Annotated in this window: 15 protein-coding genes; 9 read left to right on the top strand and 6 right to left on the bottom strand. The window is 39.5% G+C overall.

Annotated elements, in window-relative coordinates:
• Positions 1–63: 63 nt before the first annotated feature.
• From VOI17_RS17430 to VOI17_RS17420, 3 genes are all read right to left on the bottom strand, one after another.
• Entirely contained in the window at positions 64–519 is a 456-nt protein-coding gene (locus tag VOI17_RS17430; RefSeq protein ID WP_323758509.1) for a nuclear transport factor 2 family protein, read from the bottom strand.
• 48 nt (positions 520–567) lie between these two features.
• Positions 568–1,134: a DinB family protein gene (locus VOI17_RS17425; protein WP_323758508.1), complete on the bottom strand. Its 567-nt coding sequence runs from the start codon at positions 1,132–1,134 to the stop codon at positions 568–570.
• 68 nt (positions 1,135–1,202) lie between these two features.
• Entirely contained in the window at positions 1,203–1,775 is a 573-nt protein-coding gene (locus VOI17_RS17420; protein ID WP_416376058.1) for a Crp/Fnr family transcriptional regulator, read from the bottom strand.
• Between the two features lie 62 nt (positions 1,776–1,837).
• On the opposite strand from VOI17_RS17420, the gene VOI17_RS17415 reads away from it, so the two are divergent.
• Complete coding sequence (locus VOI17_RS17415; protein ID WP_323758507.1) at positions 1,838–2,023, top strand: hypothetical protein; 186 nt, start codon at positions 1,838–1,840, stop codon at positions 2,021–2,023.
• Positions 2,016–2,495, top strand: coding sequence for a nucleotidyltransferase (locus VOI17_RS17410; protein ID WP_323758506.1), 480 nt, complete (start codon positions 2,016–2,018; stop codon positions 2,493–2,495). The genes VOI17_RS17415 and VOI17_RS17410 overlap by 8 nt, the downstream gene beginning before the upstream one ends.
• On the opposite strand, the gene VOI17_RS17405 is transcribed toward VOI17_RS17410, so the two are convergent.
• Together VOI17_RS17405 and VOI17_RS17400 are read right to left on the bottom strand one after the other, a co-directional pair.
• A complete protein-coding gene (locus tag VOI17_RS17405; protein WP_323758505.1) occupies positions 2,481–3,227 on the bottom strand; it encodes a sulfite exporter TauE/SafE family protein in 747 nt (248 codons plus the stop codon). The two genes, VOI17_RS17410 and VOI17_RS17405, sit on opposite strands and share 15 nt — an antisense overlap.
• Before the next feature lie 2 nt (positions 3,228–3,229).
• Positions 3,230–4,693, bottom strand: a complete 1,464-nt coding sequence (locus VOI17_RS17400) for a M20/M25/M40 family metallo-hydrolase (RefSeq protein ID WP_323758504.1) — start codon at positions 4,691–4,693, stop codon at positions 3,230–3,232.
• A gap of 197 nt (positions 4,694–4,890) precedes the next feature.
• On the opposite strand from VOI17_RS17400, the gene fbaA reads away from it, so the two are divergent.
• From fbaA to VOI17_RS17365, 7 genes are all read left to right on the top strand, one after another.
• Positions 4,891–5,955: a class II fructose-bisphosphate aldolase gene (fbaA, locus tag VOI17_RS17395; RefSeq protein ID WP_323758503.1), complete on the top strand. Its 1,065-nt coding sequence runs from the start codon at positions 4,891–4,893 to the stop codon at positions 5,953–5,955.
• Between the two features lie 117 nt (positions 5,956–6,072).
• Complete coding sequence (locus VOI17_RS17390; RefSeq protein ID WP_323758502.1) at positions 6,073–6,783, top strand: 3'-5' exonuclease; 711 nt, start codon at positions 6,073–6,075, stop codon at positions 6,781–6,783.
• Between the two features lie 70 nt (positions 6,784–6,853).
• On the top strand, positions 6,854–9,052 hold the full coding sequence (gene rnr / locus VOI17_RS17385; RefSeq protein WP_323758501.1) for a ribonuclease R: 2,199 nt from the start codon (positions 6,854–6,856) through the stop codon (positions 9,050–9,052).
• Positions 9,012–9,986: a polyprenyl synthetase family protein gene (locus VOI17_RS17380; RefSeq protein ID WP_323758500.1), complete on the top strand. Its 975-nt coding sequence runs from the start codon at positions 9,012–9,014 to the stop codon at positions 9,984–9,986. Before rnr ends, VOI17_RS17380 begins: the two co-directional genes overlap by 41 nt.
• The gene (locus VOI17_RS17375; protein ID WP_323758499.1) at positions 9,987–10,592 is read left to right on the top strand and encodes a rhomboid family intramembrane serine protease; all 606 of its coding nucleotides are present in this window, start codon (positions 9,987–9,989) and stop codon (positions 10,590–10,592) included. It abuts the gene before it with no gap.
• A 92-nt stretch (positions 10,593–10,684) separates the two neighbouring features.
• Positions 10,685–11,497, top strand: coding sequence for a hypothetical protein (locus tag VOI17_RS17370; RefSeq protein ID WP_323758498.1), 813 nt, complete (start codon positions 10,685–10,687; stop codon positions 11,495–11,497).
• Positions 11,498–11,533: 36 nt separating this feature from the next.
• A complete protein-coding gene (locus tag VOI17_RS17365; RefSeq protein ID WP_323758497.1) occupies positions 11,534–12,154 on the top strand; it encodes a hypothetical protein in 621 nt (206 codons plus the stop codon).
• Positions 12,155–12,252: 98 nt separating this feature from the next.
• On the opposite strand, the gene VOI17_RS17360 is transcribed toward VOI17_RS17365, so the two are convergent.
• On the bottom strand, positions 12,253–13,677 hold the full coding sequence (locus VOI17_RS17360; RefSeq protein ID WP_323758496.1) for an amidohydrolase family protein: 1,425 nt from the start codon (positions 13,675–13,677) through the stop codon (positions 12,253–12,255).
• Positions 13,678–13,769 lie beyond the last annotated feature (92 nt).

The raw sequence follows: 13,769 nt of genomic DNA, 5'->3' as shown, positions 1-13,769 counted from the left end.
TAAACAGAAAGAGGCTTCTCAGTTTACTGAGAAGCCTCTTTCTGTTTTCAGGGTGCTTACTGGTTAGTTATTTAATGCTGCCCACATATCAACTGCCATTCGCCATTTTCCGTCTTGCCCCTTTTGCCAGACAATTACATATTGACCACGGAAATTGACGGTATCGCCATTATTAACGCTGATACCTTCATAATATCCGTAATCCGAAGCCGTACTACCTGAAACTTCAAGCTTTACCGGGGTACTCTTATGTTTGAGTACTTTGACGGACTCTGGAATGTCCCAGTAATTGGTGATTTTTTCTATTCCTTCTACCATATTTCTCGTTCCTGGCAGTATAACGGCATCCTCGGTGTAAAACTCCATTTGGGCTTCAAGATCACCATCAATATAAGCTTGTGAGAAGGCTTTAGCGGCATTGGAAATTGCCAATCGTGCTTCCTCAATATTATTCTCCTTTGGCTGTTTACAACCAAAAACAAGGGAAGTAATTAAAATGAAAGTAAAAAATCGAGTCATCTCTGTTCTATAGATGAACTCAAGTTAAAAATATTAATTTGCTCGAACCTATTGGACGACCTTTTTTATTCGCTCCAATTGCACCAAATGTCGTTGGGTATGAGCTATGATAAATCGAAGGGCTTCCCCTAATCTCAGTTTCACCATTGAGCCCAAAGCCGTAGGTACTTTTATGCGGTCAATATTCACCATACGACTATTCTCTACTAAGGAAATCATTTGTTCATGAACCTGCCTGAATTCGGCCAGTACGGATTGAGAATTAAGTTGACTTTTGGGCTCTAGAAATTTGAAGGTTTTCAGTTTCATAGGAATCTCCCCTTCAGGCTTTGGGGCATTCATTTTAGCGAACATTCGACCTTTCCAATGACCTTTGTAGTTGTCTACTGCTGCGGGAAGTTGTTGACCATCTAGCTTCTCACTAAAGTTTTTTACATAAATCGCTGTAGCCAAAGTAATATGCTCAACACACTGTAGCATGCTCCATTTGCCTTCAGCTTCTGGTTGATTTAGTGTTTTCTCATCTAAATTTTCAGTGAGGCGCTCTACTTTAGTCATGGCCTCTTCAAGATCGTTTATAACCCCGTCTAGATATTTCTGAGTACTGATTGTCATTGTTTTTGAGTTTGGAACAAAACTATAGGCAATTGATGGAAACGAACTTGATATAAATCAAGAAAGCACTACATCGTTTTTTTTCTCATTCGACTAAAAGTTTCGGCAGACATGCCTAAGTAGGAAGCCAAATGTTTTTGCGGAACCAGCTGAAAAATGTGCGGACTTTGCTGCATTAAACGATTAAAGCGTTCTTCAGCAGAATCGGCTAAGATGGACTGAACGAAAACACCAAAACCAATTAAAATTCCTTGATTGAAGAGACGTCCCCAACGCTCAAATACTTTGTGTTGGTCATATAAAGCTATTAAATCACTGTATTTAATTCTTATCCCATAAGTTTCAGTGAGCGTTTCTAACGCATATTGAGATGGTTTTTTAAGCATAAAGGAATCGTACACCCCACTGTATTCATTTTGATAAGTGAATCCGATATTGAATTCTTCACCATCCTTTATAAAGTAAGCCCGAATGACACCCTCTGAAATAAAATAAAAGTAAGATTCCACTTCGCCAAGGTCAGTTACACGATGATTCTTGTCGAAGGAAAAAGGTCTCCATTGTGCTGTAAAGGCTTCCCATTCTTCATCCGTTGGCTCCACCAAACTGTAGATTTTCTTTCTTAATTGTGCTAATGCCACTTCCATGCATCTAAAATAACATATGCGTTTCAATTGGGAGTCATTTTTGATAGCTTTAGGTTATGGGTAAACCCGTTCGCATATTTAAGTCTCATGAAGAATCAGAGCGCTTTATGCTGGAGCAGTCCTTGAACCGAACTCCAGAAGAGCGTATTCTTTGGTTATTGAACCAAATCAAGATTATGAACAAATTTCAGTCTAATAAAAAAGAACCCAGAGGTTTTCAATTGAAGAAAAGAAATGGATGATTTTTACCTCAATGTGATCAAAGCTTTTAATGCAAGCGATGTCCGCTACATGGTTATTGGAGGATTTGCCGTGAACTTTTATGGTTACAATCGTACCACTGGGGCTTTAGATTTATGGGTATCGAATGATGAAAGTAGCTTAATTAGGCTTGGTGACGTTTTCTATAGAATGGGTTATGTGTTTTCAGAAGAAGGGGCGAATGAACTTAGACAAAACAGTATTGTGAGTTTTTCTGAAGGTGATTACACCGTGGAATTACTTACAAGAATTAATATCAGTAAGGACATAAGCTTTGATGAAGCCTTAGAAAAAGCCGAAACCCGAATAATTGAAGAAACTGAAATTAAAGTTATTTCTTTCCAAGACTTGAAAAACGAAAAAGCCCGATCGAAGAGATATAAAGACTTAGATGATCTTTCAAAACTAGAGGAAGCCGAAGCCTATTATGCAAAAAAATTAAAAGAAGAATAGCTTAATGGCAAAGACTGAAGCAGTAATCATCACGAAATAACGAATCCAATTGTCGCCTAGTTTTACACTCCAACGACTCGCTAGCCAGCCGCCACATGCTTGCCCAATGGCCAGTGGAATACCAAACTCCCAATTGATGATGCCATAATAAATGAAGATGGCCAAAGCCACGGAAGTATAAGTAAGGGCCACAAAGACTTTTATACTGTTCGTTTTTACTAAACTAAAACCATTCACGAGGGTGAGCGCCATAATCATAAGATAGCCTACTCCAGCCTGAATAAAGCCTCCGTAAATGCCTATAAAAAAGAAGATGATGATAGAAGTGAGGGTCGCTTTTTTATTTCTATTTTCTTCCTTTTTGAAATACTTGAGCGGATTGATGGCCATGTAAATAACAACCCCGACAATGACAAATGCGAGGATTCTATTGAATACATCCTCGTTGATATCAACAGCAAGGAAAGCACCTAAAATGGATCCGAAAAAAGCGGAAATTCCCAGCCAAACATTGAAGGGGTAAACCGAAACGCCTTTGCTTTTAAAACCGAGTACCGCAAAAATATTCTGCAAAACTATGGCTACTCTATTAGTGGCATTGGCCACATTTGGAGGCAATCCTAAAAATATCATCACTGGCAAAGCAAGCAAAGAACCTCCCCCAGCTAGGGTATTCAAGCAGCCGGCTATTAGGCCGACTGCCAGTAACACCAAGATAATCTGATAGTCCAATATTAGTTATCCCATCTCCAATCTCCACCAATTTGTAGCTTCAGCTTTAGGTCATGACCTTCTAAGAATGCTTTGGTTTCGGCATCGTTTAGTTTTTTAGCAGGAAGTGTTTCGGCATTGGCCAAAGCATAAAGCATCATTGAGCTAAAACGCACATTGTTCACCATGTGCTCTCTGTTCACCAAATCGAATGAATCACAATCAGCATGATAACAACCATAAATGGCGCGGTCTAATCTAGAGCTTGGTGCAGTGTAAGGAATTCCTTGTAACATAAATGACTGATGATCGCTATGCAGACCAGCGCCAGTGCTTACATCATTCGTGTAGGTAGAAGAATCAATTGCCATGATTTCTTTGCCTATTGCTTTAAAGAAAGCTTCGGCCTCTGGTCTTCCGCCTGTGCCAAAACCAGCAGGGTTGCCCGACATGTCTTGGTTCATTACGTATTTAATTTGATCGATGGTTCCGTTTTTAATGGCTTCGTCTACCATATATCTTGAGCCTAATAAGCCTTCTTCTTCACCCATAAACATGACAAACTGAACAGTTCTTTTTGGCTTCAAATTCAAGGCTTGGAAAGTTCTGGCCATGTCCAATACTGCGAATGAACCAATACCATTGTCAATCGCTCCAGTAGATAAATCCCAAGAATCTAAGTGGCCACCCACGATGATTTTTTCATCAGGAAATTCAGAACCTTTAATAGTAGCAATTACGTTTCTGGATTTGATTAAGCCCGATTGGTTGGTCATTTTAATCGCAGCAAATTGGCTTTTTGCAGCCAAAGTTTCTTTCAGGGCCATGCCATCTTCTTTTCCAATACAAACCGCAGGGATTGGAATAAGGCTACCCGTTACCGAAGCAGTTCCTGTAAGTAATACGCCTCCGTCCACTTGGTTAATGATGATGATACCTATGGCACCATACTTAGTCGCCAAAGCAGTTTTTTCAGAACGGTGTAAACCTGGAGTTCCTTTTGGGCTATCCGGCAAAGTACCGATATACACCAAGGCAATTTTTCCCATAACGGCATCAGGTCTGGCTTCGTAATCAGCATCAACGCCATTGCCCATGTCTACGATCTCAGCAGTAACATCTGCCGAAACAGGAGAGTGCGCTAAAGTAACTGCAGGTACCCCTTCTAATTTTCCTTTTGCGCCAATTTGCACGTCAATATCTCCTCTCGACCATGATTCTACTTCGAAAGGTTGGAACTGAACATCCGTCATGCCATAGCCTTTCATAAGGTCATAAGCATATTGCTCGGCTTGTGCACCATTTTCAGAACCCGTAAGTCGGTGCCCAATGGTAGACGTGGCTTCGCCTAAAGTTTCGTAGGCTTTAGAGTTGGCCAAAACTTCATCGTTGATTTTTTTGAAAACCGTAGCTTGGTTATCGGCTTTTGGAGAGCAGGCCGTAAAGACTAGCGCAGTGCTTAAGAGTATGCAGAGTGTTTTTTTCATAGTCATAAAAATTTGGTGGCGGAAGTTAAAAAAGAAATCGGAGCAGTGTAGCCACTTTTACATGATCGTTCATAATTAAATGAGTGTTACTCATAACGGACTAATGCTCAAACCCTTTATTCGTTAGGATTTGAGTTCCTTTAGATAGATAATTTTCGTTTCTTTGCCCCAAAATTAACCAGCATAAAATTAAAGAAATGTCAAGATTCAGAAGTGGTGTACTTTATGGCCAAGAGCTTAAGGATTGTTTAGCTTATGCCAAAGCGAATGAGTTTGCGTTACCAGCAGTAAACGTTACTGGTACCAACACAATCAATTCAGTTTTAGAGGTTGCGGCCAAAGTGAATTCACCAGTGATGATCCAGTTTTCAGTAAGTGGAGCTTCATTTTACGCAGGTAAATCACTTGCAAACGATGACTACAACGCATCTATTCAAGGAGCCATTTCTGGTGCTATGCACGTGCATCAAATGGCAGAGCATTATGGTGTTCCGGTAATTCTTCACACGGACCACGCTGCTAAAAAACTATTGCCTTGGATTGACGGCCTTTTAGAGGCAGGTGAAAAATACTACAAGCAACACGGTCAGCCGTTGTACAGCACGCACATGCTTGATCTTTCTGAGGAAACACTTGAGGATAACATTGCTATCAGTGTTGAATATTATAAAAAAATGCATGCCCTCGAAATGGGGCTTGAGATAGAGTTGGGAATTACGGGTGGAGAAGAAGACGGTGTAGATAATACAGATGTAGACTCTTCTAGATTGTATACTCAGCCAGAAGAAGTTGCTCAAGCATGGGATGCTTTACGACAAGTAGGTGATATCTTCACCATTGCTGCTTCTTTCGGAAATGTTCATGGTGTTTATAAGCCAGGTAATGTTTCTTTGAAACCTGAAATCTTGAAAAACTCTCAGGATTATATCAAAGCTAAGTTCAATACTGAAGACAAACCAGTATACTTCGTATTCCACGGAGGGTCAGGTTCAGAGCCTGCTCAAATTAAAGAAGCTACTTCTTACGGTTCAATCAAAATGAACATTGATACAGATATTCAGTGGGCATTCTGGGATGGCGTTCATGGCTATTACAACGACAAGAAGGACTACCTTCAAGGGCAAATTGGTAATCCAACTGGCGATGATTCTCCAAACAAGAAGTTCTATGATCCACGTGTTTGGTTAAGAAAAGGAGAAGAAAGCATTGTGAAAAGGTTAGAAGAAGCGTTCAGCGATTTGAACTGTATGAACAGAAACTAAACTTTATTTCAAAAACTAAGGTTAAGAGAGCAACTACAGGTGGTAGTTGCTTTTTTTGTGCCCTTTTTATCTGGTATACAGTATTATAATTGTCAGAATACTTATTATCTTAAAAGGATGAAACAGTTTTCCGACCTTTTGTTTCTGGATATAGAAACAGCCGCAGCCCATAAAAACTTTGAGGAATTATCCGAAAGAATGCAGAAGCTTTGGACTAAAAAAGCTGCGTTCTTACGAAATCCAAATGAGCTGTCGCCAGCCGAGTTGTATGGCCAAGCAGGAATTTATTCAGAATTTGGAAAAATTATTTCCATTGCGGTGGGCTATTTTAAAGAGGAGGAAAAAGGCTTTTCGCTTAGGGTGAAGGACATATCGAGCCACGATGAAATTGAAATTCTAACCGAGTTTAAAACCTTGGTAGAAGAAAAATTCAAATCAAAAAAGTTAAGACTTTGTGCGCACAATGGTAAAGAGTTCGATTTTCCTTATATCGCCCGAAGAATGATCATAAATGGCATTGAGGTGCCTAAAACACTTCAAATGTCTGGCAAGAAACCGTGGGAAATTCCACATTTGGATACCATGGAAATGTGGAAGTTTGGTGACTATAAACACTTTACCTCTCTGGATTTGTTGGCCGCCATTTTAAACATCCCCACCAGTAAAGACGACATTGATGGAAGTCAAGTAAATAGAGTGTATTACGAAGAAAACGATTTGGAGAGAATTGCTAAATACTGTAAAAAGGACGTAATTGTGCTCGCGCAGGTATTTTTAAAACTCAATCAATTCCCTGCAATAGAAAATGATGACATTTTCATCATCTAGAAAGATTCGTGTTCTCCCCACCTTTGCTTAATTTCTAGCATATTTTTAAACAACATTAAATAACCCCTTTATGGGTAATAGAAAAAACAAACAAACAAATACAAATGGCTCCGATCGTGGAGCTAAACAAGTACAGCCCCTCATCCTCGATTTCCTCGGTGAACATCCGGGTAGAGGATATCAGATCAAGCAGATATTAACGGCCCTTGGGGTCAGAGATAAAAACTCGAAGAAAACAGTAACTGAAGCCATTTTCCGTCTGGAAGATATTGGTGCGATTAAAAAACTACGTAACGGCTCTTTTGCGCTCGGTAAAGGCGAAAGAGAAACCATTACGGGAACTGTTGATTTTGTTAACGCAAGGTTTGCTTACGTAACCCCTGATGGTGGTGACGAGGATACCGCTGATATTTGGGTGTCGATAGACGATACCAATGGCGCCATGGATGACGATAAAGTCAAAGTGGTGTTGAAGAACAAAAAGCATGGAAAGCATGCTGAAGGTAAAATTGTTGAGGTGATTGAAAGAAACCGCGATGAGTTTGTGGGCCGACTAGAAATGTCGAGTAGATACGCTTTCGTAATTTCTGATTTCAGAAAAATGTTTTACGACATCTTCATCAATTTAAAAGACTTAAATGGAGCGAAGCACAATGATAAAGTCATTGTGAAAATTACGCAGTGGCCTGAAAGGAATAAAAAACCAGAAGGAAAAATCACCCGAGTGCTTGGAAAAGCCGGTGAACACAATGCAGAAATGCACTCTATTATTGCCGAATTTGGTTTGCCTTTAGAGTTCCCAGAGGGAATAGAAGCAGCAGCCGAAACCATTTCAGATAAAATCACCAAAGCAGAAATAGCCAAACGTAGAGATTTCAGAGATGTGACTACTGTTACGATTGACCCTTTCGATGCAAAAGATTTTGACGATGCATTATCGGTTCAAGTATTGCCGAACGGAAATACGGAAGTAGGGATTCACATTGCCGATGTAACGCATTATGTGATACCAAATTCTGAACTCGAAAAAGAAGCCGTGAACAGGGCTACTTCGGTTTATTTGGTCGACCGTACCATTCCGATGTTGCCCGAAAGACTTTCGAATGGACTTTGTTCTCTTCGACCTAATGAAGACAAACTTACGTTTTCAGCCGTATTTGAATTGGATGAAAACGCCAATGTCAAAAACGAATGGTTTGGCCGAACCATCATTCACTCCGACCGAAGGTTTACGTATGAAGAAGCTCAAGAAAGGATTGAATCTGGGGAAGGTGACTTTGCAGACGATATCAATCATTTGAACAAACTGGCCCTTCATTTAAAAGATAGACGCTTTAAAAATGGCGCTGTGAATTTTGAAACCGTGGAGGTAAAATTTGTACTGGATGAAAATGGTAAGCCGCTTGGAATTACTCCAAAAGAAAGAAAAGATGCGCATAAGCTGATTGAAGAGTTTATGCTCATGGCCAATAAACGCGTGGCTGAATTTGTGTTTAAGAAAGGCACGAGGGACAAACCTAAAACCTTTGTTTACAGAACACATGATGATCCTGATCCGGAAAAGTTGAATACCTTTTCAAACTTTGCCGTACGATTTGGGCATAAAATGGATATAGAACGTAAAGGAATTTCTAAATCACTGAATACATTAATTAGTGAAATAGAAGGTAGACCTGAGCAGAACGTTTTACAGCAGTTGGCCATCCGTACCATGGCGAAAGCAAAATATACCACGGCCGAGAATGGTCACTTTGGTTTGGCTTTCGATCATTACACGCATTTCACTTCGCCCATTAGGCGTTACCCCGATATGATGGTGCACCGTATGCTTCAGCATTATTTAGATGGGGGAAAGTCTATTGACAAAGAAGAAACTGAAGAAATATGTATTCACACTTCGGAGCGAGAAAAACGTGCTGCGGATGCCGAACGTGCTTCTATTAAATTTAAGCAAGTTGAGTTCATGGCCATGGCCGAGGATAAAGTTTTTGCGGGGATTGTTAGTGGTGTTACAGAATGGGGTATTTTTGTGGAAATCACCGAAACCAAATGTGAGGGCATGGTAAGAATGTCGGATCTCACAGATGATTTTTATGAGTTTGATGAACAAAACTATCGTGTGATTGGTAAACGAAACAAGAAAATCATTACCCTTGGCGATAATGTAGATGTTAGAGTGAAAGCTACGGACATAGACAGACGAACCATCGATTTAACATTTGCAGAGGATGACCGAAAATCACCTAGAGCTGGTTCAGCTCATAAATAAGAGGTTAGAAGAAAGGAATTACGGTAGCGAGCCAAAAGAGCTTTACGATCCCATAAGATACATCATGTCTTTGGGGGGGAAACGAATACGCCCTTTACTCGTGCTTTTGGCTTATAAGCTTTTTAAAGACGACCCCGAGACGGTTGTAGACCAAGCTTTAGCGGTGGAGGTGTTTCATAATTTCACCTTAGTGCATGACGATATTATGGACAATGCCCCTTTGCGAAGGGGCAAGGCCACTGTGCACGAAAAGTGGGATGCGAATACCGCCATTCTTTCGGGTGATGTGATGATGGTGAAAGCCTACGACATGCTTTTGGATGCCCCAGCCAATCTTAGACAAATCGTACTGGATTTTAACGCCTGTGCTGCGGGGGTTTGCGAAGGTCAGCAACTGGACATGAACTTCGAAGCACTGGCAACTGTAGATGAGTCGGCTTATATCAATATGATTAGGCTCAAAACGGCTGTGCTTTTGGGTTTTAGCTTGAAGTTAGGTGCCATGCTTGCCCAAAGCTCAAAGGAGGACGCTGAGCTGCTTTACGACTTCGGGGTAAGTATTGGGATTGGTTTTCAGTTAAAGGATGACTTGCTAGATGTATATGGCGATCAGGCCAAGTTTGGGAAGCAGGTAGGAGGAGATATTATTTCTAATAAAAAGACTTTCCTTTTGCTCAAAGCCCTAGAGCTGGCCAATGAAGAGCAAAAAAAGCAACTCGATTATTGGTTGGGGCTGAATGAATTTGACGCCGTAGCCAAAGTGAAGGCAGTGCGTGCTATTTATGATGCCATTGGCATCGAAGCATTGACCAAAGCCAAGATGAACGAATACTTTGACCATGGTTTTTCAGATTTGGAACAGCTTGGCATTGAAGAAGAGAAACGAACTTCGTTAAAGAGGTTTGCAGAATACTTGATTGATAGAGAACACTAGATGCAGGTTACTTACATATTAATGGCCGTGATTGGTTTGATCACGTATTTTGCTTGGGAGCGCCCGGAATGGCAGAAGCGTTTAATGCTTAATCCCTATACTGTGGTTCACGAGAAGAAGTATTATCAGCTCATTACTTCGGGTTTTGTCCATAACAATGGCATCCATTTACTTTTAAACTTGTTTACGCTTTACTTTTTTGGTTTGGCGATAGAGCAAATCTTCTATAGCTATTTTGGGGAGATGGGTCTTGTTCTGTACATCCTTCTTTTCATCACAGCCGTAATTGTGGCGAATATCCCCACTACGATAAAGCATAAAAATAACTACAACTATAATTCACTTGGGGCATCCGGTGGGGTTTCGGCCTTGGTGATGGCCTTTATTCTTTTCGATCCTATTAGAGACCTATGTCTCTATGCCATCATCTGTTTGCCTGGCTATATTCTAGGCGGACTCTTTATTGTCTACTCCATTATTATGAGTAAGCGTAATTCCGACAACATTAACCATGATGCTCATCTTTTTGGAGCCATTTATGGTGTCATCTTCACATTACTCCTTCGCCCTTCTACCTTTTCTTATTTTATAGAGGCAATTTTTTGAAAATCATTAAGTAGGAATAGAGATATTTTTTTGTGTTTTAGCTATGAAAAAATTTACCTTTATAGCTAAGTATGATTTTTAATTACATTTCTATGAAATTTATTTGGCTGTGTTCCTTTTTTCTGTTGTGTGCTTCTATAAATGCTAATGCAGACACAATCACTCCGAATTTCCATTCTTCATCGGTAACGAGCCCTAATTCTGATTCTTTGATTTTTAGGTACGGAAAAGAGGCTTATCTAAAGAAAGTAAGGGTTATGCCATACCCAAGAGAGGCGGTTATGTCTGAGAAGCAAGGGACTATGATCTTTAAGATTACAATAACTCCTGTGGGGAGTATGAAGGCTACACTCCTTACAGATTTAGGAAAAGAGATTAACGAGGCAGTGACGGTTCTGATCGGAAGTTTAGGTGACCAGTTTCTCGTTCAACCTGAAGAGTATTCCATTTACCAGACAATTTTCTTTAGCCTTCATAATAATTTTCAAGACGCTTTTGAAGGTGTCGTGGATGGTTTTAAAACAGAATATAACGGTTCATGGATGGAGCCTGTTAAGTCCTTTGTTATGATGATGTCTCGTACATCCAGTGTGCCAGTTGGCTCAACGAGTAGTACAAGAAGAACAATCAGTGCATCTGAGGCTTCTACAGCCTTTAATGTGTCTAATAAACGAGGTTCTGATTATCAACTTAAAAACTACAATACAAAACTTAATCAGTACGAAAAGTATGTAGCAAAAGAGAAGACAAAGCAGGCATATAAGGCGGTTTCGGAATTAATTCTGTACAACCCTTTTGATATAAAGTTAATTCAGGCCAGACGAAGAATGGAAAAGGAATTGGGAGTTGATACTTACAGGGCTTTTGATATTCCTTTGGCTGTGGCATTGTCTAGTGGGAACTGAGTTGTCGGTAAAGTCTGATGAATAATAACACCCGTTATGAATAGAATTGCATTTATACTTCTTCTATTTTTTTCTTCCTTAAGTTGTTATGGTCAAAATCGTGCTATTCCAAAGGCCCCAATTTTGAGCAATGAAGCTTTATTATTAAAATATGGGGAAGACAAAAAAAATTGGCCACTTTGGGCAATAGATTCAGCAGGTTTGAATAATGGGATTGACTTGAATTCCCTTAGTTTGGATGCTGTAACCTGTGATGGGACTAAGATTGAATTTGATGATACTTTAGATTTTAATAACCTGAACTCGGCACTAAATTTTAGAAAGGTAATGCAGAACGGATTTACATTTGCGTATATAAATGAGAAATGGATTCTCGCAACAAACGTGATGAAGAAAGATATAACCGCGCCAATTCAATGTAGTATTAAATCAAATGGAATAGAATTGAATGAGTTATCAACGATTAAGGAGAAGTTCCCAAAATCATATAATTGGAGAGATAGGTATCCCAATATGTTAAAATCGGTGATTCCAGAAGGTCGTTGGAATGATATGGTTTTACTTATGTTTGACATATCAGACTCTGATGACACGCTCCAACTATTTTATTATCAAGAGAAACTCTTCTTGATAAATAGAGATATAATCTCTTACTGATAATTAGCAGGTTAAAGTGTTAGGCACACTTACTAGTTAAAGAAAATAGATAGAAAAAGCCCAATCCTTTTGAGATTGAGCTTTGGTGTTTTGAGAGTTTATTTAAAAAGAATATACTCCATAAATCTGCCAATTGTAGAAAACCAACTTGATTTGTCTTTGCCTATTTCTTCAAGTTCTTTCAATTTTTCGGAATTGTACCAACCAGAATTGTGAAATACCCCAGAAAGTTTACGCAAGTTTCGGGCATCTTCTAAAGGGTTTTGATCCACTAAAATAAAGTCAGCACGCTTGCCTACTTCAATAGTTCCAACTTCATCGTGAATATCGAGTGCCTTGGCCACGTTAATGGTGCCCGCTTTGATAATTTCGTAATCTTCAATTCCCGCCTTTTTCCAAAGATCAATTTCAGAGTGAAGTATATACCCAGCAACCGTTAGGTTAGGCCCTGAATCAGTGCCGAGCAGTAATGGAACGTTGTTTTGATGAAGAATGGATAGAATTTCAGAGAGCGCTGTATTTTTGGAAGCGGAATATTTTTTTCCTTTTTCATCCATATTCAAGTAGTCTCCAAGCTGTTTATTTCCAATAAAACGAGTCAAAGGGTTAATGTACTCTTGTGGAATACTATCTAAGAATTCTTTATCATCATTCATCGTGCGATTGAGGTAATTGTAGATGATAAGTGTAGGCGTAACATAGATTTCCTTTTCAGATAAAATCTTGGCAATGCTATCGGTCTTTTTAGGCGAATATTTATAGTTCATCATGCCTTGAAATATTTCCTCCGCATGTTCTATTGAAACAATATCCGAATTGGCTAAGGTTTCTAGATTTACTGCCCTAGGTGGATGACCTGCAACTTTTATAGACTGGAGTTTTGCTTCGTCCATGATAGCTTTAAATGCCTCTTCAGTAAGTCCATCATAAATTTTGACAAAATCATAGCCTTTAGATTTAGTAAGTCTTACGGCCTTTCTCCCCTCTCTAGAATTTTTTAATACCTTGTGAAATGGGCCACTATAGCTGCCCATATTAAGTGTTGGGCCAGCGGTATAAATATAAGCGCCAGGAAATAAGTTATTATTTACTTCATCTCTCCACCTTAAGTGCATGGGAAAACCCATCATATTTCGCACAGTAGTTACACCTTGTGAAAGGTTCAGTGCTAAATCAGATCGGTCAAAAATATGGGCATGAGCATCCATTAGACCTGGTACGAGGTATTTATACTGACCGTCAACTAACCTAGTGTTTTTGGGAGATTTAAATTCTTCATAAATGCCTGTAATAATTCCGTTTTCAACCAATACGGTCTTGTCCATAAGTACATGATTACTGTCCATAGGGATGATGTTGACATGGGTAAATGCCACTTTAGATTCGTTCGGAACGATTGGGCCTGGAGAACCTAATTCCATTCTGCCCACGAGAATAGCTGCTGTTAAATAAACTATAATGGCAAGAAGAAGGAAAGCTATAGACTTCCCAATGATTTTAAGAATGCGTAAAATGAGTTTCATACTTTTGACCTTTAAATTTGCTTCAAAAGTAGTTTCTAGCAGTACTCAAGTCGTCCAGATTCCTGTTCTTGGACTGATTTTCTTAAAAATTA

The organism is Roseivirga sp., from assembly GCF_034669765.1.
Taxonomy (GTDB): domain Bacteria; phylum Bacteroidota; class Bacteroidia; order Cytophagales; family Cyclobacteriaceae; genus Roseivirga.
Note: the sequence above shows the minus strand (reverse complement) of the source record. Positions and strands in the feature narration are given on the sequence as shown.

Coding starts and splice junctions, on each gene's coding strand:
- VOI17_RS17390 (WP_323758502.1), top strand. CDS start 6,073: ATGAAACAGTTTTCCGACCTTTTGTTTCTGGATATAGAAACAGCCGCA.
- VOI17_RS17400 (WP_323758504.1), bottom strand. CDS start 4,693: ATGAAAAAAACACTCTGCATACTCTTAAGCACTGCGCTAGTCTTTACG.
- VOI17_RS17360 (WP_323758496.1), bottom strand. CDS start 13,677: ATGAAACTCATTTTACGCATTCTTAAAATCATTGGGAAGTCTATAGCT.
- fbaA (WP_323758503.1), top strand. CDS start 4,891: ATGTCAAGATTCAGAAGTGGTGTACTTTATGGCCAAGAGCTTAAGGAT.
- VOI17_RS17415 (WP_323758507.1), top strand. CDS start 1,838: ATGGGTAAACCCGTTCGCATATTTAAGTCTCATGAAGAATCAGAGCGC.
- rnr (WP_323758501.1), top strand. CDS start 6,854: ATGGGTAATAGAAAAAACAAACAAACAAATACAAATGGCTCCGATCGT.
- VOI17_RS17370 (WP_323758498.1), top strand. CDS start 10,685: ATGAAATTTATTTGGCTGTGTTCCTTTTTTCTGTTGTGTGCTTCTATA.
- VOI17_RS17365 (WP_323758497.1), top strand. CDS start 11,534: ATGAATAGAATTGCATTTATACTTCTTCTATTTTTTTCTTCCTTAAGT.
- VOI17_RS17430 (WP_323758509.1), bottom strand. CDS start 519: ATGACTCGATTTTTTACTTTCATTTTAATTACTTCCCTTGTTTTTGGT.
- VOI17_RS17375 (WP_323758499.1), top strand. CDS start 9,987: ATGCAGGTTACTTACATATTAATGGCCGTGATTGGTTTGATCACGTAT.
- VOI17_RS17380 (WP_323758500.1), top strand. CDS start 9,012: ATGACCGAAAATCACCTAGAGCTGGTTCAGCTCATAAATAAGAGGTTA.
- VOI17_RS17425 (WP_323758508.1), bottom strand. CDS start 1,134: ATGACAATCAGTACTCAGAAATATCTAGACGGGGTTATAAACGATCTT.
- VOI17_RS17410 (WP_323758506.1), top strand. CDS start 2,016: ATGGATGATTTTTACCTCAATGTGATCAAAGCTTTTAATGCAAGCGAT.